Annotated in this window: 17 protein-coding genes; 6 read left to right on the forward strand and 11 right to left on the reverse strand. The window is 73.6% G+C overall.

Annotation, left to right across the window (positions count from 1 at the left end):
- Window positions 1–8: 8 nt before the first annotated feature.
- Both AC27IY_RS08205 and AC27IY_RS08210 read left to right on the forward strand, forming a co-directional pair.
- Window positions 9–1,658 carry a glycerol-3-phosphate dehydrogenase/oxidase gene (locus tag AC27IY_RS08205; RefSeq protein ID WP_487177583.1) on the forward strand — a complete coding sequence of 550 codons (1,650 nt, stop codon included), beginning with the start codon at window positions 9–11 and terminating at the stop codon, window positions 1,656–1,658.
- A complete protein-coding gene (locus tag AC27IY_RS08210) occupies window positions 1,655–3,220 on the forward strand; it encodes an FGGY-family carbohydrate kinase (protein ID WP_487177584.1) in 1,566 nt (521 codons plus the stop codon). The genes AC27IY_RS08205 and AC27IY_RS08210 overlap by 4 nt, the downstream gene beginning before the upstream one ends.
- A gap of 319 nt (window positions 3,221–3,539) precedes the next feature.
- On the opposite strand, the gene AC27IY_RS08215 is transcribed toward AC27IY_RS08210, so the two are convergent.
- The 3 genes from AC27IY_RS08215 to AC27IY_RS08225 all read right to left on the reverse strand — a co-directional run bounded on the left by AC27IY_RS08215 (window position 3,540) and on the right by AC27IY_RS08225 (window position 7,412).
- The gene (locus tag AC27IY_RS08215) at window positions 3,540–4,517 is read right to left on the reverse strand and encodes a quinone oxidoreductase family protein (protein WP_487177712.1); all 978 of its coding nucleotides are present in this window, start codon (window positions 4,515–4,517) and stop codon (window positions 3,540–3,542) included.
- Window positions 4,518–4,656: 139 nt separating this feature from the next.
- Entirely contained in the window at window positions 4,657–5,547 is an 891-nt protein-coding gene (locus tag AC27IY_RS08220; protein ID WP_487177585.1) for a Vgb family protein, read from the reverse strand.
- The gene (locus AC27IY_RS08225) at window positions 5,541–7,412 is read right to left on the reverse strand and encodes an ABC-F family ATP-binding cassette domain-containing protein (RefSeq protein ID WP_487177586.1); all 1,872 of its coding nucleotides are present in this window, start codon (window positions 7,410–7,412) and stop codon (window positions 5,541–5,543) included. The genes AC27IY_RS08220 and AC27IY_RS08225 overlap by 7 nt, the downstream gene beginning before the upstream one ends.
- A 119-nt stretch (window positions 7,413–7,531) precedes the next feature.
- Between AC27IY_RS08225 and AC27IY_RS08230 the strand changes: the two genes are divergently transcribed.
- Window positions 7,532–8,125, forward strand: a complete 594-nt coding sequence (locus AC27IY_RS08230) for a TetR/AcrR family transcriptional regulator (protein ID WP_344207048.1) — start codon at window positions 7,532–7,534, stop codon at window positions 8,123–8,125.
- Between the two features lie 40 nt (window positions 8,126–8,165).
- On the opposite strand, the gene AC27IY_RS08235 is transcribed toward AC27IY_RS08230, so the two are convergent.
- The 6 genes from AC27IY_RS08235 to AC27IY_RS08260 are packed head-to-tail and all read right to left on the reverse strand — an operon-like array spanning window position 8,166 to window position 14,368.
- On the reverse strand, window positions 8,166–9,791 hold the full coding sequence (locus AC27IY_RS08235; protein WP_487177587.1) for a serine/threonine-protein kinase: 1,626 nt from the start codon (window positions 9,789–9,791) through the stop codon (window positions 8,166–8,168).
- A 43-nt stretch (window positions 9,792–9,834) separates the two neighbouring features.
- Window positions 9,835–10,458: an HAD family hydrolase gene (locus tag AC27IY_RS08240; protein WP_487177588.1), complete on the reverse strand. Its 624-nt coding sequence runs from the start codon at window positions 10,456–10,458 to the stop codon at window positions 9,835–9,837.
- The gene (locus AC27IY_RS08245) at window positions 10,448–11,551 is read right to left on the reverse strand and encodes an ABC transporter ATP-binding protein (protein WP_487177589.1); all 1,104 of its coding nucleotides are present in this window, start codon (window positions 11,549–11,551) and stop codon (window positions 10,448–10,450) included. Before AC27IY_RS08245 ends, AC27IY_RS08240 begins: the two co-directional genes overlap by 11 nt.
- The gene (locus AC27IY_RS08250; RefSeq protein WP_344207052.1) at window positions 11,548–12,405 is read right to left on the reverse strand and encodes an ABC transporter permease; all 858 of its coding nucleotides are present in this window, start codon (window positions 12,403–12,405) and stop codon (window positions 11,548–11,550) included. The genes AC27IY_RS08245 and AC27IY_RS08250 overlap by 4 nt, the downstream gene beginning before the upstream one ends.
- A complete protein-coding gene (locus AC27IY_RS08255) occupies window positions 12,393–13,217 on the reverse strand; it encodes an ABC transporter permease (protein ID WP_487177590.1) in 825 nt (274 codons plus the stop codon). Before AC27IY_RS08255 ends, AC27IY_RS08250 begins: the two co-directional genes overlap by 13 nt.
- Window positions 13,214–14,368, reverse strand: a complete 1,155-nt coding sequence (locus AC27IY_RS08260; protein ID WP_487177591.1) for an ABC transporter substrate-binding protein — start codon at window positions 14,366–14,368, stop codon at window positions 13,214–13,216. Before AC27IY_RS08260 ends, AC27IY_RS08255 begins: the two co-directional genes overlap by 4 nt.
- A 111-nt stretch (window positions 14,369–14,479) precedes the next feature.
- Between AC27IY_RS08260 and AC27IY_RS08265 the strand changes: the two genes are divergently transcribed.
- From AC27IY_RS08265 to AC27IY_RS08275, 3 genes are read left to right on the forward strand one after another with little or no spacing between them, the layout of a single operon-like run.
- Entirely contained in the window at window positions 14,480–15,247 is a 768-nt protein-coding gene (locus AC27IY_RS08265) for a GntR family transcriptional regulator (protein WP_487177592.1), read from the forward strand.
- A 59-nt stretch (window positions 15,248–15,306) separates the two neighbouring features.
- Complete coding sequence (locus tag AC27IY_RS08270; RefSeq protein ID WP_026214111.1) at window positions 15,307–15,573, forward strand: DUF6504 family protein; 267 nt, start codon at window positions 15,307–15,309, stop codon at window positions 15,571–15,573.
- Entirely contained in the window at window positions 15,573–19,196 is a 3,624-nt protein-coding gene (locus tag AC27IY_RS08275) for a DNA polymerase III subunit alpha (protein WP_487177713.1), read from the forward strand. Before AC27IY_RS08270 ends, AC27IY_RS08275 begins: the two co-directional genes overlap by 1 nt.
- A gap of 4 nt (window positions 19,197–19,200) precedes the next feature.
- Here the strand turns inward: AC27IY_RS08275 and AC27IY_RS08280 are convergent, their stop codons facing one another.
- Together AC27IY_RS08280 and AC27IY_RS08285 are read right to left on the reverse strand one after the other, a co-directional pair.
- Window positions 19,201–19,884, reverse strand: coding sequence for a DUF4328 domain-containing protein (locus AC27IY_RS08280; RefSeq protein ID WP_487177593.1), 684 nt, complete (start codon window positions 19,882–19,884; stop codon window positions 19,201–19,203).
- Between the two features lie 65 nt (window positions 19,885–19,949).
- Entirely contained in the window at window positions 19,950–20,600 is a 651-nt protein-coding gene (locus tag AC27IY_RS08285) for a response regulator (protein ID WP_091093801.1), read from the reverse strand.
- Between the last annotated feature and the right edge of the window lie 17 nt (window positions 20,601–20,617).

Consider the following 20,617-nt stretch of genomic DNA (forward strand, 5'->3'; position numbering starts at 1 on the left):
GCCTCCCCATGTCTCACCATCCCACCGGAACCGGCGGCGAGGTCGATCTCGCCGTCATCGGGGCCGGTATCAACGGGCTCGCCATCGCCCGGGACGCCGCCGCCCGCGGGCTGCGCGTCGCCGTCGTGGACCGCGCCGACATCGGCTCCGGCACGTCCAGCACGTCCAGTCGGCTGATCCACGGCGGCCTGAAATACCTCGAACGCTACGACTTCTCCCTCGTGTACGAGTCCATCCGGGAACGGCACCTGCTCTTTCGCACCGCTCCGCACCTCGTGCGCGACTACCCGATGCTGATCCCCTTCTACCGGGGCAACAGCCGGCCGGGCCCGCTGATCCGGCTGGGCCTGCTCGCCTTCGACGTGCTGGCGCTGGGCCGGGGACGCGGCCTGAGCCGCCGCGTGCCGCTGCGTGAGGTGGCCCGCCGGTGGCCCGGCCTGTCGCGTGCGGGCCTGCGCGGGGCCGCGCTGTTCCACGACGCGCAGGTGCCGGGGGCGGAACGGCTCTGCGTCGAACTGCTTCTCGACGCGCGGCGGCTGGGCGCGCGGGTGCTCACCCACACCACGGTCACCGGCCTCATCGTCGACGACGGTCACGTCCGCGGGCTGCGCATCGAGGACCGCCGGACCGGCCGGCGCGAGGAGATCCGGGCCGCCGTCACCGTGAACGCGGCCGGCCCGTGGATCGACCGCGTCCTCGACGGGCAGGTGGAGAGCCGCCGGCTGAACGGCGGCACCAAGGGCAGCCACGTCGTCGTCGACCCCTTCCCCGGCGCGCCCGACACCTGCATCTTCTTCGAGGCGGCAGCCGACCGGCGGCCCATCTTCGTCCTGCCCTGGCAGGGCAGGTACGTGCTCGGCAGCACCGATCTCAGCTACGACGGCGACCTGGACGACGTCACGGCGAGCGACGACGAGATCGGCTACCTGCTCGCCGAGACCAACCGCATCTTCCCGGACGCCCGGCTCACCCCCGGCGACGTGCTCTACAGCGTCGCCGGGATCCGGCCCCTGCCGTACGAGAGCGGCGTGGCGGACAACGCCAAGATCAGCCGGGGACACACCGTGCTCGACCACGCGCCCGCGTACCAGGGTCTGCTGACCGTCATCGGCGGGAAGCTCACCACGCACCGCGCGCTGGCCGAGGACGTCACCGACGCGGCGCTGCGGGTGCTCGGCCGCCGGCCCAGAAGGTGCGTGACGCGCGGACGGCCGCTGCCCGGCGCGGAGACCTCGGACTGGCCGGAGTTCGCCCGGGACTTCCTCCGCCACTCGCCGCTCGACCGGGCGCGCTCGGCCAGGCTGCTCACCCTCTACGGGGTGCGTGCCCGCCGCGTGCTCGACCTGGCCGCCGAGGACCCCGCCCTCGCCGAGACCGTCGACAAGGAGAGCGGCGCACTGGCCGCCGAAATCGTCATGGCCGTGCGCGAGGAAGGCGCCGTGACCCTGGGTGACATCATGCTCAGACGTACCCTCATCGGGCTCGGCGCCGACATGGGTCTGTCCGCCGCGCCCGCCTGCGCCGCCGTGGCCGTGCGCCATCTCGGCTGGGACGAGGAGCGGGCAAGGGCCGAGGTGATCGGCTACGAGAAGGAGCTGGAGCGCTATCGGCCGCGGGCCCTGGCGGCACCGGCGGGCGGCGACAGGAGGACATCGTGACGGACCGGGCGATCTGCTACATCGGCGTCGACGTCGGCCTGACCGCGTCGAAGGCCGCGGCGTTCGACGCGGAGGGCCGCGAGGTCGGCGTGGTGCACGCCCGCACGCCCCGCACCACCACGACCGCGCACCGGCACGACGTGGACATGCGGGGGCTGGCCGACACGGTCGTCGCGCTGCTCGGGCGGCTGGCGGCCGAGCTGGCGGCCGGCGGGTACGTCCCCGCCGGAATCGGGGTGGCGGCGCACGGCAACGGCCTGTACCCCGTCGACGCGGACCTGCGGCCGGTCGGCCCGGCCATCGCCTCCTCCGACAGCAGGGCCAGGCACCTCGTCGACGCGATCCCCGCCGATACCGCCCGCGCCCTGGCGGCCGAGACCGGGTCCATCCCGTGGGCGGCGCAGCCGGCCGTGCTCCTGCGCTGGCTGCACGACCACGAACCCGAGGCGTACGCGGCGACCCGATGGGTCCTGTCCTGCAAGGACTGGGTGACCTCGCAGCTCACCGGCAGGCCGAGCGCCGATTACAGCGACGCCAGCGCGTTCGGCATGGTGGCCCTGGACACCCGGCGCTACACCCCGACGGCGCTGGAGCTGGTGGGGCTGCCGGCGAGCGACCTCGACCGGTTCCCGCCGCTGCGGGAGTCGGGGGAGGTCGTGGCCGGGCTGAGCGCGCGGGTGGCGGAGCTGACCGGGCTCCCCGAGGGGCTGCCCGTGATCGCCGGGTGCATGGACTGCGTGGCCGCGACGCTCGGCGCGGGCGGCCGCGAGCCGGGCGACATGACGATCATCGTCGGCACCTGGGCCATCAACGGCGTCGTCGTGCCGGCGCGGGTGCCGGCTCCCGGCGTCACGCTCAGCGCGCTGATGCCCGACTCCCGGACGATGCTGGCCATGGAGGTCGCGCCCACGTCGGCGGCCAACCTGGAGTGGCTGGCCTCGGCGTGCGCGCCGTACGACCAGGTGGGCGGCGTTCCCGCGGCCGAGCTGCTGCGGGAGGCTGCCGAGGTGGAGCCGGGGGCGGTCGGGCTGCTGTTCCTGCCGTTCGTCAACGGCGCGCCCGAGCACCCGGCGGCCTCCGGCACCTTCCTCGGCGTCTCCGGGCTGCACCGGCGCGGCCACCTTACCCGCGCGGTCATCGAGGGGGTCGCCCAGTACCACCGGGTGCAGCTCGAGCGGGTGCTGGCCAGCGGGGCCGCCGTCGCCGACCGGCCCTGGCGGCTGGCCGGAGGGGGCGCGCGCTCGGAGGTGTGGGCACAGGTCTTCGCCGACGTCCTCGGGCGGCCGGTGCGCCGGCAGCTCACCAGCGAGCTGGGGGCGCGCGGGGTCGCCTCGCTGCTGCCCGCCGCGCTCGGCCATGCGGACATGCCGTGGTCGATCAGCGACAGCGACGACCTGTGCGTACGGCCCGGGCCCGCGCGGGCGGCGTACGTGCGGCAGGGGCAGGCGTTCGACCGGTGCCTGGCCGGCATGTGGGCGGCCTGGTCGGAGGTCGAGCGGTACCGCAGCGCCGAGTTCGAGCCCGTCCCCGGCACGGTCCGGCCCGCGGCCGTCGGCGCCTGACGCGGCTGGGAGTCCTCTGAAGAGGTCGTCCGGACAGCGGGTGGTGGGGCCGGCAGGGCGGTCGATGGGGCGCCGGGCCCGCCGCGGTGGCGGAGCTCGCGTGCGCCGCCGTCCGCGCCGACCACAGCCAGGGGATGCGGCGTTCGACGCCGTGTCCCTCTGCGGTGCCGACACGGACAGTACGGCGACGCGATGCTCGCTGTCTCGACGACGGCCGGGATCGAGGTGACGGCGGGCTCGCCGTCGTCACCTCTGCTCGACTGGCGACCGGCCGAAGCCGTGGCCCGAGATCGTCCACGACTGTCCGCCGCCGGCGCCCTCACCGGCGAGTACGGTCACCGGCCGATCGGTCCGGGATGAGGAGCAGTTTGCCGGTCGTACGCCGGCCGGCCAGGTCCTCGTGAGCCTTCCGTGCGTCCGCCAGCGGATAGCGGTGCGAGATGTTGATGCGCAGCTCGCCCGCCGCGATCCAGCCGAACAGGTCGGACGCGCGCTGCAGCAGCTCCGCCCGCTCGGCGATGTAGTGCACGAGTGTCGGCCGGGTCAGGAAGAGCGAGCCCTTCTTGTTGAGGGTCTGCGGGTCGAGGGGCGGGACCGGGCCGCTCGCGGCGCCGTACAGGGCCATGAGGCCGCGCGGGCGCAGGGCGTCCAGGCTGCCGTCGAAGGTGGCCTTGCCGACGCCGTCGTACACGACGTCGATCGTGCCGCGCAGCGCCTCGGCGAAGTCGTCGTAGCGCAGCACCTCGTCGGCCCCGGCCTCGCGGGCCAGCTTCTCCTTCTCGTCGGTGGACACCGTGGCGTACACCTTGGCGCCCCGCAGCTTGGCGAGCTGGATCAGCAGCTGGCCCATGCCGCCCGCGCCCGCGTGCACGAGGACGCGGTCGCCCTCCTTCACCTCGTGCGTGGAGTGGGTCAGGTAGTGGGCGGTCATGCCCTGCAGCATGGTCGCGGCGGCCAGCTCGGCCGACACGCCGTCCGGCACCGGCACCAGCCGCGCGGCCGGCACGACGGCCTTCTCGGCGTAGCTGCCGAGCACGTTCGCCCAGGCCACGGTGTCGCCGACGGCCACGTCCCGCACCCCGGCCCCGACCGCCGCGACCGTGCCCGCCCCCTCCGAGCCGATGGTGATGGGCAGGTCGAGCGGGTACGCGCCGGAGCGGTGGTAGATGTCGATGAAGTTGACGCCGCTGGCGGCGACGTCGACCACGACCTCGCCGTCACCGGGCGTGGGGTCGGGACGCTCGACGTATTGGAGAACTTCTGGACCGCCCTGGGCGGAGACGAAGATGGCATGCATGCCCATAGTCAACTCCGCGCGAGAGTCCGGTCGCCACCCGGACCCCCGCAACACCCCCTTGACGGACTCGACGGGTGGCGGCTCAGATCGAGCCGTGATGAGCCCCGTAGGTGGTGGGGAGTGGGACGAGGCCGGGTGGTCAGGGCGTCGTGGTGAGGCGGGCCAGGGCGCCGGCTTCGAGGGCGGTCCAGATTGCTCCGTCAGGGCCCACCGTCAGGCCGTGTGGCTCTGCCTTCCACGGTTCGCCGCCTCCATGACCGGGTGGCGGCTCCGGGAGGGCGAACTCCTGGATGGCACCATCCGGGGTGATGCGGCCGACGCGGTCGGTGCCCCAGAGGGTGAACCACAGGGCGTTGTCGGGGCCTGCGATGATCGCGTGTGGGCGGGAGGCGGGGTCGGCGAGCGGGTACTCGTCGATCTTGCCGGTCGGGTCGATGCGGCCGATCTGCCCGGCGCCGATCTCCACGAACCACAGCGCCGCGTCCGGGCCGAGCGTGATGCCGACCGGGGCGGCGGCCTCCGTGGGCAGCGGGTGGAGGGTCACCTCGCCGGTCAGTGAGACGCGGCCGATCGCGTTGCCCTGGTTGAGGGTGAACCACAGGGCCTCGTCGGGACCGGGGGTGATGAAGGCGGGCATGCCGCCGGGCGACGGGATCTCGAAGTCGGCGCGGTCGCCGTCCGGTGTGATGCGGCCGATGCGGCCCGGCTGCATCTGGGTGAACCACATGGCGCCGTCGGGGCCTGCTGTGATGCCGAACGGGGAGTCGGCGGGGTAGGCGGTCACCTCGCCGTCGGCGGTGATCCTGGACACCCGGCCGCCCTGGCCCTCGGTGAACCACATCGCGCCGTCCGGGCCGGGCGTGATCACGGTGGGCTGGCCGTCGGCCGGGTCGAGCTGGTGGATCACCGGGGCGCCGTGACCGGGGCGCAGGCGTCCGATGCGGCCCTGGTGGACGAGGGTGAACCAGAGCTCGCCGTCCGGGCTGGTCGTGATGCCGTACGGTGTGCCGGCGTCGATCATGGTCAACATATACGTCCCCCTACGAGGTGCAGGTGTTCGCCGCGGAAGCGCTGGGTCAGCGCGCGGTCGTGCGACACCACGACGAGCGTGCCGCGGTAGTGGTCGAGTGCCTGTTCCAGCTCCTCGGCCAGGAGTGGCGAGAGGTGGTTGGTGGGCTCGTCGAGCAGGAGCAGGTCGTGCTCGGAGGCCAGCAGGCGGGCTAGGGCCAGGCGGCGTCGTTGCCCCACTGACAGCTCGCCGACCTTCTGCCGGAGCGTGTGCGGGGCGAAGAGGCCGGTGCCGAGGAGGGCGGCCTCGCGTTCGTCCGGGTAGCCGTGGCCGTAGGCGGCGAGGACGGTGAGGTCGGGGTCGAACGTCACCTCCTGGGGGAGGTGGCCGACTCTGACCGAGGCGCGGGCGGCCTCGTCGGCGAGCGCTTGCAGGAGCGTGGACTTGCCGGCGCCGTTGGGGCCGCGTACGAGCAGGCGGTCTTCTGGGGCGAGGGCCAGATGCGGGATGTGCAGGCGGCCGTCGCCGATCCGGACGTCGCGGAGCTCGACCAGCACCCCTTGCTCCGATGCCCTGACGGTCGCGGAGGTGGCGGAGGTCGCGGAGGTCGCGGAGGTCCCAAGGGCGCCGGCGGTGCCGGAGGTCCTGGCGGTCCCGGTGGCGGCGGCTCCGGTGATCCCGGTGGCGGCGGTTTCGATGGTTGCGGTGGCCCCGGTGGTGCTGTCGGTTCCGGTGGTCCCGGGGGCGGTGGTCCCGAAGGCGGTGGTCCCGGTGGTTGCGGTGGCCCCGGGGGCGGTGGTCCCGGGGGCGGTGGTCCCGGCGGTGCTGGCGGTTTCGGTGGGGGTGGGGCCGTTGTCGGGGACGGGGACGGGGGTGGGGGGTGGGGTGAAGGGGGAGTGGAAGTGGAGGGGGGATGGGGGGCGGGGGATCGGGTTGTCGAGGAGGCGGCGGAGGCGTTCGTGGGCGTTGCGGACGCGGCTGGAGATCGAGCTCTGCACGCGCCCCGCGTTACGGTCGTAGGCCATCTTGTTGTTGTCGCGCATGAGGCCGCCGGCGGCGACGCGGTGGGCGGTGGTGGCGGCGTGCTCGCGCACCTGGCGCACCTCCGCGCACCAGGCCGCGTACGCCTGCTCCCAGCGGGCCCGCGCCGCCGCCTTGGCGGCGACGAAGCCGTCGTAGCCGCCGCCGAAGCGGGTGACGGCCCCGCCCTCGACCTCCAGGACGGCGGTGGCGACGCGGCCGAGGAAGACGCGGTCGTGGGAGACCACGACGACCGTGCCGCGATGCTCGCGCAGGCGGTCTTCGAGCCAGGTCAACGCCGGCTCATCGAGGTGGTTGGTGGGCTCGTCGAGGAGCAGGACGCGGGGCGCGGCGGCGAGGACGCAGGCCAGCCCGAGCCGGGCCAGCTCGCCTCCCGACAGGCTGCCGAGAGTCCGGTCGCGGCCGACGTGGGCCAGGCCGAGGCCGTGGAACGCCTTGTCGACGCGGGCGTCGGCCTCGTAGCCGCCGCGCGCCTCGTAGAGCGTCTGCAGTTCGCCGTACTCGGCGAGGGCGGCGGCGTCGGTGGTGTCGGCGGCGGTGTCGTCTGCGGTGTCGGCGGCGGCCGTCGCGAAGGTCGTCTCCAGGTCGCGCAGGCGGCGCTCGATGGCCCGGAGGCCGGCCAGGGCGGCGTCCACGGCCTGCTGGACGGTGTGCGTGGGCGGCAGGTCCAGGGTCTGGCCGAGATAACCCACCTCGTCGGCGGCGGTCGGCACGGTGATCTCGCCGTCGTCGGGGCGCTCGACCCCGGCCAGGAGCCGGAGCAGGGTGGACTTGCCCGAGCCGTTCTCGCCGACGACGCCCGCGCGCTCGCCCGCCTTGACGGACACGGTGACGTCGTCGAGCACGATGCGCTCGCCGTAGGACTTGGAAACGCTACGAAAGTGGATCAGGATGAAACTCCAATCGCAACTGCGGTAGCGTTAGCTAACCACAAGCGGGCAGACAAACGCAACTGGAGTAGTTTTTGGAAGCGGGTGGCAGCAAACGGCCGGGAGGGCGCAGCGCGCGCGTACGCGATGCCGTACGCCAGGCGACCCTCGCCGAGCTGGCCGAGCACGGCTACACCGGGCTGACGGTCGAGCGGGTGGCCGAGCGGTCCGGCGTGCACAAGACGACCGTCTACCGGCGCTGGGGCAATGTGGAAGGGCTCATCTCCGACGCACTGGAGCTGGCGCGCGACGAGCCTTGGCCCATCCCCGACACCGGGACGATCGAGGGCGACCTGCGGGGCGTCGTGCAGCTCGTCCGGTCGGGGTTCGACGATCCCGAGCTCGGGCCGGTGTCGTCGGCGTTCGTGGCGGCCGCCGTGCAGAACGAGGCGGCGGCGCGGGCGCTGCACGACTTCTTCGTGGCCAGGCACGACCAGTCGGCCGAGGTCGTACGGCGGGCGGTCGCCCGGGGCGAGCTGCCCGACGTGGTGGACGTCCGCGAGGTGATCAGGGTGGCGGTCGCGCCCGTCTACTACCGGTTGTTCGTGGCGCACGAGCCGGTCAGTGAACGGGACGCCGACCGTGCCGCCGACGCCGCCCTGGCCGCCGCCCGCGCCGGAGTCCTCTGAGCAACCGGAGTCCTCTGAGCAGAGGTCGACTGCGTGGCGATCAGGGGTCGGCCTTCTTGCCGCGCAGCTCGAAGTCGTCGAACGTGGTCCGCAGCAGCGACCCCTCGGCCTTCGTCGTACGCGCGAACAGCCCGAGCGTCCCGTTGCCGATCCCGTCCGGGTCCTCCACCTGGTGCACCCGGTCGTCGTTGACCCACATGGTCAGCCGCGTCGCCGTGTCCACCTGCTCGCACGCCACCACGATCCTGACCGGCCCGCCGGACAGCCCGTCCACCTGGACCGGAGGGGCGAGGGTGCCGCCCGCGCCGTCCACCACCCGCCGGATCCTGGCCTTGCCCGCCGTGTCCAGCCCGAACTCGTAGTAGGACTTGTCGTCGGCGGCGTGGCAGTAGACGCCGTACTCGCCGGTGCCCGACGCCTTCTTGACCTCGGCGGTGACGCCGATGACCACCGACGTCGGCAGCATCGGCGTGGGCTTGGCCGTCGGGTTGGGCGTGGTCGTCGGCGTGGCGACGAGGAAGGGGATGGGGGCCTCCGCCCACCGCTCCTCCCAGCCGCTGCCCTGCTTGACGTCCAGTCCGTACGTCCCGTCCGTCCGGTATCCGTAGGAGGCGTCGGCACTGGCGTCGTAGGTGCCGTTCCAGCCGCCGGAGGTCTGGGTGAAGTCCTCGGCGTACAGGACGCCGAGGTCGGGCGGGCCGCCGGGCGACAGCAGCGCCCACGCCCCGACGGACGCGGCCACGAGCAGCGCGGCCCCGGCGGCGACGGCCGCGTACAGCTTGCCGCGCTGCGCCCCGTCCACCGGCTGCGGCGCGTACGGGCCGCCGGCGTGCTGCCAGGTCGCCTGGACCGTCCGCGTGGCCTGCTCCGGCTCGGCGGCCCGCCCGACGAGGTGGTCGAGGAGCTGCTGGGCGGTCGGCCGGGCGGCCGGGTCCTTGCGCAGCGCGGCCCTGACCAGCTCGCGCATCCCCGGCTCGACGCCGTCGAGCGCGGGCTCGGTGTTGAGCACCTGGTAGACGATGGTGGGCAGCGTGTCACCGGGGAACGGCGCCCGCCCGCTCGCCGCGAACGCCACCAGGCACCCCCACGAGAACACGTCGCAGGCCGGCGAGACCGGCTCGCCCCGCAGCACCTCGGGCGCCATGTAGCGGGGCGTGCCGACCAGCTCGCCAGTGCCGGTGACGCCGCCGAGCGTGTCGAGCGCCCGCGCGATGCCGAAGTCGATCACGCGCGGGCCGACCGGCGACAGCAGCACGTTGGACGGCTTGAGGTCGCGGTGGACGACCCCGGCCGCGTGGATGGCGGTCAGTGCCGTCGCCACGCTCACGGCCAGCGCGTCGAGGCTGGAGCCGCGCAGCGGGCCCGACTCGCGTACGGCCTGCTCCAGGCTGGGGCCCGGCACGTACTCGGTGACGACGTAGAGCTGGTCGCCGTCGAGCGCCGCCTCCAGGACGGCCGCCGTGCAGAACCTGCGCACCCGGCGCGCGGCGTCGGCCTCCCTGCGGAAGCGCAGGCGGAACTGCTCGTGCTGGCTCAGCTCGGGGTTGATGACCTTGACGGCGACCCGCTGGCCGGCGGGGTCCTCGGCGAGGTGAACCGTGCCCATGCCGCCCCGCCCCAGCACGCTCAGCACCCTGTAGCGCCCGATGTGGGAGGTTTCATTCACGCCGCGCAAGCTTACCGACACCGCCATGATCGCGGGAGCATGGTCACAAGGCCCCTCGCGACGCGGCCAGGCAGGCGCGGATGCCGGCCAGGGACGGCGGTCCCTCCGGCCCCGCCACCAGCACCCGGCATCCCGCGGCGGTGGCCGCCGCGACGCCCGCCGGGCTGTCCTCGACGGCCACGCAGCGCCGGGGGTCCGCGCCGAGCCGCCGGGCCGCCTCCAGGTACGGGTCCGGATGCGGCTTGCCGCGCGCCGCCTCCCCGTCGGCGACGACCACGTGGAACGAGTGGCGCAGGCACGGCAGCACCAGCTCGACCACGCGCCGCGGGGACGCGCTGACCAGGGCCGTGGGGATGGACGCGGCCGCGAGGTCGGACAGGAGCTCAAGGGCCCCGGGCATCACCGGCACGCCGTCGCGGCCGAGCCGCTCGGCGAAGGCGTCCACCAGCCGCTCCGCCAGCGCGCCCACAGCGGCTCCGGAGGCGGAGGGGAGGAGGTGGGCGGCGGCGTCGGCGGCGGTGCGGCCGCGTACGTGCGGCACGTCGTCCGCCCCCAGCCGCCGCCCGAGCGTCGCGGCGACCCCGGCCACCGCCCGCCACCACGCCCCCTCGGTGTCCACCAGCGTCCCGTCCAGGTCAAGCAGGACCGCCTGAGGATCAGACGGCATCGGCGGCGGCCACGACGGGAGCGGGCGTCGTGACCGTACGGGCCGCCACCAGCACGGGCCGCTCCACCAGCCGCACCGCGACCCGCGTCCCCGGCCCGAGCCGCGCCGCCTCGTGGCCGGGCACGTCGGCCAGCACCTCGCCGCCGTCCACGGCGAGCCGGAGCCGTACGGACGCGCCGCGGAAGGAGGCCGCCAGCACCTCGGCCGTCGCGCCCTCAGCGGGCCCGTCCTCGGCGGGCTCCACCCGGACCGCCTCCGGCCGGACCAGCACGTCCACGTCCGCGCCGCCCGGTACGGGGCCGTCCACGGGCAGGCTCTGGCCGAGCACGCTCACCCGGTCGCCGCCGAGCGTCCCGGCGAGGTGGTTCATGGTGCCGACGAACTCCGCGACGAACGGCGTCGCGGGCCGGTCGTAGACCTCGGCGGGCGCGCCCACCTGCTCCAGCCGCCCCTCCCGCAGCACCGCGACCCGGTCGGCGACCGACAGGGCCTCCTCCTGGTCGTGGGTGACGAAGACGGTGGTGATGCCCAGGTCGAGCTGGAGCCGCCGGATCTCCTCGCGCAGGGTGACCCGTACCTTGGCGTCCAGCGCCGACAGCGGCTCGTCGAGCAGCAGCACGCGCGGCTCCAGGGCGAGCGCGCGGGCCAGCGCGACCCGCTGCTGCTGGCCGCCGGAGAGCTGGTGGGGGTAGCGGTCGGCGTGCTGGGGCAGGCCGACCAGCTCCAGCAGCTCGTCCGCGCGCGCCCGGCGGGTGGCGGCGGGCACCTTGCGCACGCGCAGCCCGAAGGCGACGTTGTCGCGGGCGTTCAGGTTGGGGAACAGCGAGTACGACTGGAAGACCATCCCGGCGTCGCGCTTGTTGGCGGGCACGCGGGTGACGTCCTTGCCGTCCACGAGCACCGCGCCGGAGTCGGGCCGCTCGAACCCGGCCACGCACCGCAGCGCCGTCGTCTTGCCGCACCCGGAAGGGCCGAGCAGGGCGACGAACTCGCCGGGCTCGATGAGCAGGTCGAGCCCGTCCAGCGCGACCGTCCTCCCGAACTCCCGCCGCAGCGCCCGGAATTCGACGGACGCCGGAGCCGATGCGGTCATTTCCTTTTCTCCCTACCGAAGACGGTCGACACGGCCAGCAGGAGCAGCCAGATGATGAGCAGGCTCAGGATGGAGACGGCCACCGAGAGCTGGCCCCTCGACCCCGACACGGTCACGATCCACACCGCGAACGGCTGGTAGCCCAGGAGGCTGGCGACGGTGTACTCGCCGAGGACGAGCGCGAGCGTCAGGAACGACGCGCTGGCGAGGGCCGAGCGCAGGTTGGGCACCACGACCCGGAACAGCACGTACGGCCACGAGGCTCCCAGGTTGCGCGCCGCCTCCACCAGCGTCCGCACGTCCATCGTGCGCAGCCCGGCGTCCAGCGACCGGTACACGAACGGCAGCACCAGCACCACGTACGCGAGCACCAGCACGATCGGGAAGCCAGGGTCCTGCACCGCGATGATCGTGGCCCAGAACGGCGTCGGCGCCAGCATCTCGGTGCCGTTCCGCAGCGCCGTGGACAGCCCCGCCACGAACGTGATCGGCGGCACCACCAGCGGCAGCGTGCACAGCACCTCCATGACCGGCCGCAGCCGCGGCGCGAACAGCCGTACGGCCAGCATGGCGGGCAGCGCCAGCAGCAGCACCACGGCGATCGTGGCCGCCGCCAGCCCCAGCGACAGCGTCAGGGAGCTCGCGAAGCCCTCGGCCGTCAGCAGCTCGGCGTAGGGCGCGAACGACACCCCGGACCTGGGCGAGTAGAGCGTGTACCAGAGCGAGGCGCCGAGCGGCACCAGGAAGTAGAGCCCGGCCACCAGGAACACCAGCCCGCGCCACACCCTCGGCCGGGCGGGCGCCTTCGCGGGGGCGGCGGTGGCGACGGGCTCCAGCCCGGTCAGTGCAGCCATCGCGAGGTCCTCCTCTGCAGCGGCAGGTAGATCACCATGACCAGGCCGGCCACCACGATCATGTCGAGGCTGAGCGCCAGCGCGATGTTCTCGTAGCCGATCAGCACGTCGCCGGTGAGCGCGGCGGCGATCTTCAGGGTGACGAGCGGCACGACGGTGCCGACCATGGCGTTGGCGGTGGCGTAGGCGGAGAAGGCCGAGCCGAACAGCAGCACCACGCCGCCCAGCATGGCCGGGGCGAGCACCGGCAGCGCCACGTAGCGCCAGTAGTGCCAGGCGGTGGCGCCGCTGTTGGCCGCCGCCTCCCGCCACTGCGGGCGCAGGCCGTCCAGCGCCGGCGCCATGGCCAGCACCATCAGCGGCACCGAGAAGTACAGGTAGACGACGGCGAGGCCCCAGAACGTGTAGAGCGACCCCGACGGCAGCCCGACCAGCCCGCTGACCACGCCGGAGTTGCCGAGCGTGGCGATCCAGAAGAACGCCAGCGGCACCCCGCCGAAGTTGGCCAGCACGCCGGAGGCGGTCAGCACCGCCTCCCGCAGCAGCCGCGAGCGCGAGGTCACGACGGCGTAGGCGAGGAACGTGCCGAGCACGGCCCCCGCCAGCGCCACCACGGCCGACAGCTTCACGCTGCCGAGCAGGGCGGTCAGGTAGCCGCCCTGCAAGCTCAGCGCCAGGTTGGCCGTGCTGGGCCGCCCCTCCGCGGTGAACGCCCCCGCCACCAGCACGACGGCGGGGACGCCGAAGACGAGCGCGAAGAACGTCAGCAGGGGCAGCGCGCCCAGCCAGCCGCTCGACCGGGGACGGCTCATCCGGAGATCGCGGCGTCCCAGCCGCTGGCCAGCTTGGCCTTGGCCGCGTCGACCTGCTCGGTGGTGGGGAAGGTCGGCTCGCCCTCCACCTTGGGCAGCTTGTCGGCGAGCGCCTGGTCGGCGGTGCCGTCGGCGGTCATGGCGGGCAGCAGCACGGGACGGGCGAAGCCCTTGAGGAAGAGGTTCTGGCCCTCGGCGCTGTAGAGGTACTCCTGCCACAGCCGGGCGGCGGCCGGGTGCGGGGCGTCCTTGTTGATCGCCTGGGCGTACATCTGGAAGTACTTGCCGTCGGAGGGGATGTTGACCTGCCAGTCGATGCCCTTGTCGGCCATCTGGGGGGCGTAGGCGGCGTTGTTGTAGTCCCAGTCGATGCTGATCTGGGTCTCGCCCTTCTCGATGGTGGCCGGGGTGGTCTCGACCGGGTTGTAGTTGCCGGCGTCCTTGAGCTTCTTGAAGAAGTCGATGCCGGGCTGGATGTCGTCGAACGAGCCGCCGTTGGCGAGCGCGGCGGCGTACACGCCGGCGAAGGCGGAGCCCGCCTTGGTCGGGTTGCCGTTCATCGCGACCTTGCCCTTGTACTCGGGCTTGAGGAGGTCCTGGAAGCTGGTGGGGCAGGTGGCGATCTTCTTGGCGTCGCAGCCGATGGACACGTAGCCGCCGTAGTCGTTGACCCAGAGGCCGCTCTGCTCCTTCTGGCCCTCGGGGATCTTGTCGAACGTCTGCACCTTGTACGGCGCGAACAGCCCCTCGGCCGCGCCGCTGAGCGCGAACGACTGGCCGAGGTCGAGCACGTCGGGGGCGCGGTCCTGGCCCTTGCGGGTCTTGACGGCGTTGATCTCGTCGGCGCTGGACGCGTCGGGGGTCTCGCTCTCGATCTTGATGCCGTACTTGGCCTGGAACTTCTCGATGATCTCGCCGTAGTTCGCCCAGTCGGGAGGCAGGGCGATGACGTGCAGCGCGCCCTCCTTCTTGGCGGCCTCGACGAGCTTGTCCAGCCCGCCGAAGTCGGCGGCGGAGGTGGCGGTGGCGGCGTTCGCCCCGCCCTGTGACGCCTCGGTGGTCTGCTGGGTGCCGGGGGCGGCGCCGCAGGCCGCGGTGGACAGTGCGAGTATTGCGGCGATTCCGGCCGCTCGGGCGCGAGAGGTGAGCACGACGCCTCCATGTGCAGGGGGTATGGCACGAAAGTAAGGGAACTTGTACAAACAAGCGAGCACCAGTAAGTCGCATGAACGTTGCTCTTTCATGAACGGGGAGGGGCGGGTGTGGCTGCTCGCTATGAACTGATCGCTGATGACCTGCGGGAAGGCATCCTCTCCGGCGCGTACCCAGTGGGCTCGCAGCTCCCCAGCGAGGCCGAGCTGGCCCGGCGGCACGGCGCGGCGCGCGGCACGGTGCGCCAGGCGGTGGCGGTGCTCGCCGCCGAGGGGCTGGTGGGCTCCCGGCAGGGCGCCCGGCGCATCGTGCTCGGCGCGGCGCCCAGCCAGAGCTTCGCCGAGCTGCACAGCTTCGCGCAGTGGGCACGCGCGGGCGGCCACCGCTTCGGCGGCCAGGTGATCGAGCAGCGCCGCCGCCCCGCGAGCGCCGCCGAGACGGTCAGGCTCGGCGGCGGCGAGGTGCTGGAGGTGCTGCGGCTGCGCACGCTGGAGGGCGAGCCGGTGCTGGTCGAGCGGACGGTGTACGCGGCCTGGGTGGCCCCCGCCGTCGAGGCGCTGCCCGCCGACTGCGAGTCGGTCACCCAGGCCCTGTACGACACCGCCGGCCTCGTGTGCGCCTACGGCGAGCACCTCATCGACGCGGTCGCCGCCGGCGCCCAGGACGCCCGTCTGCTGGGGGTGCGCCGCGGCAGCCCGCTGCTGCGCCAGCGCCGCACCACGACGACCCACGAGGGCCGCCCCGTGGAGTCCTCCGACGACCGTTACCGCGCGGGCAGCGTGGCCTTCAGCATCCGCAACTCGATCGGCGCGAACCCGCTCGTACGGCAGGCGATCGACTTGCGTTCCGCGCCCGGAGAACATATGTTCGAGTCATAAGCGCCCGTCTTCCCCCGGGTGGCTCACGAACACGACCAGAGCCGCGTGGGAGAAGCGTCTTGAGCAGACTCTATGGCGATCCGATAGAGGTGTGGACGAGGGACGGGGAGCCGATCCAGTTCGTCTGGCGCGACCGGCTCTACCTGGTCCGCCGCGTCCTCGACCACTGGGTGGTCGCGCGCGAATGGTGGAAGACCAGCGAGGGAGATCCGGGCGAGCGCCGGTTCTGGCGCGTGGACGCCGGCCCCGGCCGCGAGGTGGGCTCCTACGAGCTGCGCTACGACACCGCCGCCAACGGCTGGCTGCTGCTGAGGGCGTGGGACTGATGGCGCCGCCGTTCCCGCACCTCAACGTGTGCTCGGCCTACTCCATGCGCTACGGCACCGCCTTCCCGCAGGCGCTCGCCGGCCGCGCCGCCGAGCACGGCATGGACATCCTGGCCCTGACCGACCGCGACGGGCTCTACGGCGCCGTCAAGCACGTCCAGGCGTGCGCCGACGCCGGGATCGCGCCGGTCGTCGGGGTCAACCTGGCGCTCGACGCCCCGCCGGCCGGTCCGGTGCCCGGCATGCGCGCCGAGCGGCCCCGCACCGGCCCCGAGGCCGAGGACCGCGTCACCGTGCTGGCCCGCGGCGAGGGCTGGTCGCGCCTGGCGCGCCTGGTGACGGCCGCCCACCGGGCCGGCGAGCGCGGCAGCCCGAAGGTGACCCGCGAGCTGATCGGCGCGTGGGCGGGCGGGCCGGGCGGCGAGCACGGGTTCGGGGCAGACGACGGGCTCGTGGTGCTGCTCGGCCCCCGTTCCGACGTGGGCCGCGCGGTGGCCGCGCGGCGCGACGAGCAGGCGCGGACGCTGCTCGGCCTGTGGCGGGCGGCGGTGCCCGCCGTGGTGATCGAGCTGGTCGACCAGTACGGCTTCCGCGACGCGACCACCGCCGTGCGCATGCTCGGCCTGGCCGAGTCCATGGGCGTGCCCGCCGTGCTCACCAACGCGGTGCGCTACCTCGACCCGGCCGACCACCAGGTGGGCGACGTGCTCGACGCGGCCCGCCAGCTCGTCCCCCTGCACCCGCGCCACCTCGACCGGACGACCTCGCACGCCTATCTCAAGAGCACCAAGGAGATGTGGCAGGTGGCGGCCAAGGTCTGCGGCGCCGACCGGACGCGGGTGGGGCGGCTGCTGCTCACCACCCGGCGGCTGGCCGAGGCGTGCGCGATGGACCCGCTGCGGCTGCTCGCGCTCCGCAACGACCCGCCTGACCTGCACCTGCCCGAGATCGGCAGGGATCCGGTGCCGCTGCTGCGCCACCGCGTCGAGGACGGCCTGCTCCGGCGCGGCCTCGGCCGCGACGCCGACGCCCGGCGGCGGCTCGGCGAGGAGATGACGATCATCGAGCGCAAGCGCCTGTCCGGCTACTTCATCGCGGTGGCCGGCATCACCGACATGATCCGCGGCATGGGCGTGCGCTGCGCCATCCGCGGCTCGGGCGCCGGCAGCCTGGTCAACTACCTCATCGGCATCGGCGAGGTCAATCCGCTCGACCACGGCCTGCTCATGGAGCGGTTCCTGTCCGAGGGGCGCGTCGGGCTGCCCGACATCGACGTGGACGTCGAGTCCGCCCGCCGCCTCGACTGCTACAAGGCGATCTTCGAACGGTACGGCGAGGACCGCGTGGCCTGCGTGTCCATGATGGAGACCTACCGGGCGCGCAGCGCCATCCGCGACGTCGCCGGGGCGATGGGCCTGCCGCCGCACGAGATCGACACGATCGCCAAGGCGTTCCCGCACATCAGGGCCAGGCAGATCACCGCCTCGCTCGCCGACCTGCCCGAGCTGCGCGGCAGCCGGCTCGGCGACGCCGGGCTGGACCGGGTGTTCCGCCTCGCCGAACGGCTCGACGGGCTGCCCCGGCACATCGCGCTGCACCCGTGCGGGGTGCTCGTCGGCAACTCCGGCCTCCTCGACCGGACGCCGGTCGAACGCAGCCTGCTGGAGTTCCCGATGTCGCAGTTCGACAAGGACGACGTGGAGGAGGCCGGGCTGCTCAAGCTGGACGTGCTGGGCGTGCGGATGCAGTCGGCGCTGGCGTACGCGCTGGGCGAGATCAAGCGCGTGGACGGCGTCACCGTCGAGCTGGACACCCAGCGCGGCGACGACCCGGACGTCCAGTACGTCCCGCACGACGACCAGGAGACCTACGACATGGTCTGCGCGGCCCGGACGATCGGGTGCTTCCAGATCGAGTCGCCCGGTCAGCGGGAGCTGGTCGCCAAGCTGGAGCCGCGCAAGATGCATGACCTGATCGTGGACATCTCGCTGTTCCGGCCGGGGCCGGTCAACTCCGACATGATCACCCCGTACCTGGAGGCCAGGCAGGGGTGGCGGCAGCCGCACTACCCGCACGAGCGGCTGCGTGAGGCGCTGCGCGAGACGCACGGCGTCGTGGTGTTCCACGAGCAGGTCCTGAAGATCATCTCGGTGATGACCGGGCGCGACCTGTCCTTCGCCGAGCTGCTGCGGCGAACCCTCGGCACGCCGGAGGGACGCGAACGGGTGCGCAAGACGTTCGTGCCCCTGGCGCGGGCCAACGGCTTCGACGACGCGGCCGTGGACCGGGCCTGGCGGGTGCTGGACGCGTTCGGCGGGTTCGGGTTCTGCAAGGCGCACGCGGCGGCGTTCGCGCTGCCCACCTACCAGTCGGCGTGGCTGAAGCGGCACCACGCGGCGGCGTTCTTCGCGGGGGTGCTCACGCACGACCCCGGCATGTACCCCTCGCGGGTGATCATCGACGAGGCCAGGCAGTGCGGGGTCAAGATCCTGCCGCTCGACGTCAACAAGTCCGGCAAGGACTGGCGGGTGGAGCGGCTCGGGCCGCGCGTGCCGGTGCGGGTGCGCCCCGACCGCCTGGCCGGCGCGCGGCGGCGGGAGTTCCGGGCCGCGGACATCGGCAAGGGGTACGCGCTGCGGGTGCCGTTCTCGGCGGTCAAAGGGGTGAGCGAGGCCGAGGTCGAGCGGATGGTGGCCGGGCAGCCGTACACCTCGCTGGCCGACTTCTGGGACCGCGCCCGGCCCTCGCGGCCCGTCATCGAGCGGATCGTCCAGGTCGGCGGCCTCGACGCGCTGCACGACCTGCATCCCGGCGGGCCGCGCTGGAAGCCCGGCGAGCTGACCCGGCGCGACCTGATTGCGCGGATCGGCGCGCTCGAACGGTCGTCGGCGAGCGGCGTACGGGCCGGGCCGCGCGCCTCCAAGCGCTACACCCGCACCGCCACCCGAGCGGTGGAGCCCCAGCCGTCGGCGCAGCTCCCGCTGGGCTTCACCGAGCACCTGCCGCCCGGCGAGCTGCCCGAGATGACCGAGGCCGAGATGGTCGAGGCCGAGCTGGAGATCCTCGGCATCGACGTCAGCCGGCACGTCATCAGCTTCCACGGCGAGCTGCTCGACCTGCTCGGCGTGGTGCGCGCCCGCGACCTGCTGCGCATGCGCAACGGGTCCGAGGTGCTGGTGGCCGGGGTCAAGGTGGCCACGCAGACGCCCGCCGTGCGCTCCGGGCAGCGGGTCGTCTTCACCACCCTGGAGGACTCCACCGGGCCGATCGACCTGACCTTCTTCGAGTCGGTCCAGGGGCACTGCGCCGCGACCGTGTTCGGGGCGTGGCTCATGCTGGCCAAGGGGGTGGTGCGGCGCACCGGGGTGCGGGCGGTGTCGCTGCGGGCCCTCGACTGCTGGGACCTCGCCGACCTGGACGGGCTGTGGCGTTCGCAGGGCATCGACGCGGTCCGCGACCTGCTCCGCCGTACGCCGGGCGAGCCGGTGGGCGTGGGCGGGCGGAGCATCGAGTATCCCAACGGCTTCCGGCTGTCGCCCTACTCCGACATCGCCCCGGCCGTCACCCCGTCCCGCCGCCTCTGGCACGCCAGCCCCGGCAGCTCCGGCCCCACGGCCGCCTGACGGGTCACATGGGGTGGCTGAGAGAGGTGGAGTCGGGGGCGGGTCTGGCGGACAGAGGGCGGAGGGAGGTGAGGGGGGAGCGGGCGGCGCGCTGGAGCCGGGTCAGCTCGCGGACGGTGCCCGCGCAGAGGGCCGCGGCGACGGCCGCGCACAGCAGCTCGGGCGCCCCCACCCCGGTGAGGCCGCCGGACGCGGAGTCGAGCGGCAGCCGGATCGTGACCAGCGCGAGCGTGGCCAGCCAGCTCAGCCACCACCCGGCCAGCAGCGCCAGCCACCGGCCGCGCCGCCCCGCGGGCGGCCGGGCGCCGCGCCAGACCTCGTCGAGGAGCACCGCGGGCGCCACCAGGTTGACGCCGGGGATCAGCCAGGCCGCCGCCACCGGCGCGGTCGCCGCCGAGCGGTCGTTGGCCTGCCTGGCCCGGACGAGCCACGTCACGTATGCCGCCCCGGCCGCGACCGACGTGCCAGCCACCAGCATGATCAGCACCGCGAACACGGTCACCGCGCCCACGACCGCCTCCGCCTCGGCCCCCTGGGGACGTCCGCCGAACGCGGCGAGCTGGGCGGCGAGCTGCCGCCCGCGCACCTGCTCGAAGATCACCAGAGCGGCGAGGGAGAGGACCTGCGCGGCGAGCGTGACATAGACGGCGGAGGCGGCTCTGGTAGGCGGTGCCTGGGTGTGGCGCATGTTCTCTCCCCGGGCCTTGCGCTGCGGTTCTGATTCACTTTTTATCCCGCGGGCCCCGCCGTTAATCAGCTCACCACGCCGGATTCCCACGCCCAAGCAGCGATTTCCACCCGATTGCGCACGCCGAGTTTGGCGAAGATGCTGCCGAGGTGCGTCTTGACGGTCGACAGCGACACGAACAGCTCGGCCGCCACCTCCTGGTTGGTGCGCCCCCGCGCGATCAGCCGCACCACGTCCAGCTCGCGCTCGGTCAGCGGGTCGTTCATGGGCGGCGGCGCGGCCCGCCTCGGCTGGGCGAGGTGCTGCAGCAGCCGCACGGTGACCGACGGCGACACCAGCGCGTCCCCGGCCGCGGCCGCGCGCACCGCCTCGATGAGCAGCGTGGGCCCGCTGTCCTTGAGCAGGAACCCGGTCGCGCCGGAGCGCAGCGCGCCGTAGACGTACTCGTCGAGGTCGAACGTGGTGACGATGACCACCCGCAGCGGGTTCTCCACGCCGGGCCCGGCCAGGATCCTGGTCACCTCGATGCCGTCGAGCCTCGGCATCCTGATGTCCAGGAGGCACACGTCGGGCCGCAGCCGCCGCGCCTCCGCCACCGCCTCGGCGCCGTCGGCCACCGCGGCGACGACCTCCATGTCCGGTTGCGCGTCCAAAATCATCTGGAAGCCGGTACGTACCAGCTGCTGGTCGTCGGCGACGAGAACCCGAATAGTCACGGCCCAACTCTAAAGAG

The sequence above is a fragment of the Nonomuraea sp. B208 genome, assembly GCF_057536035.1.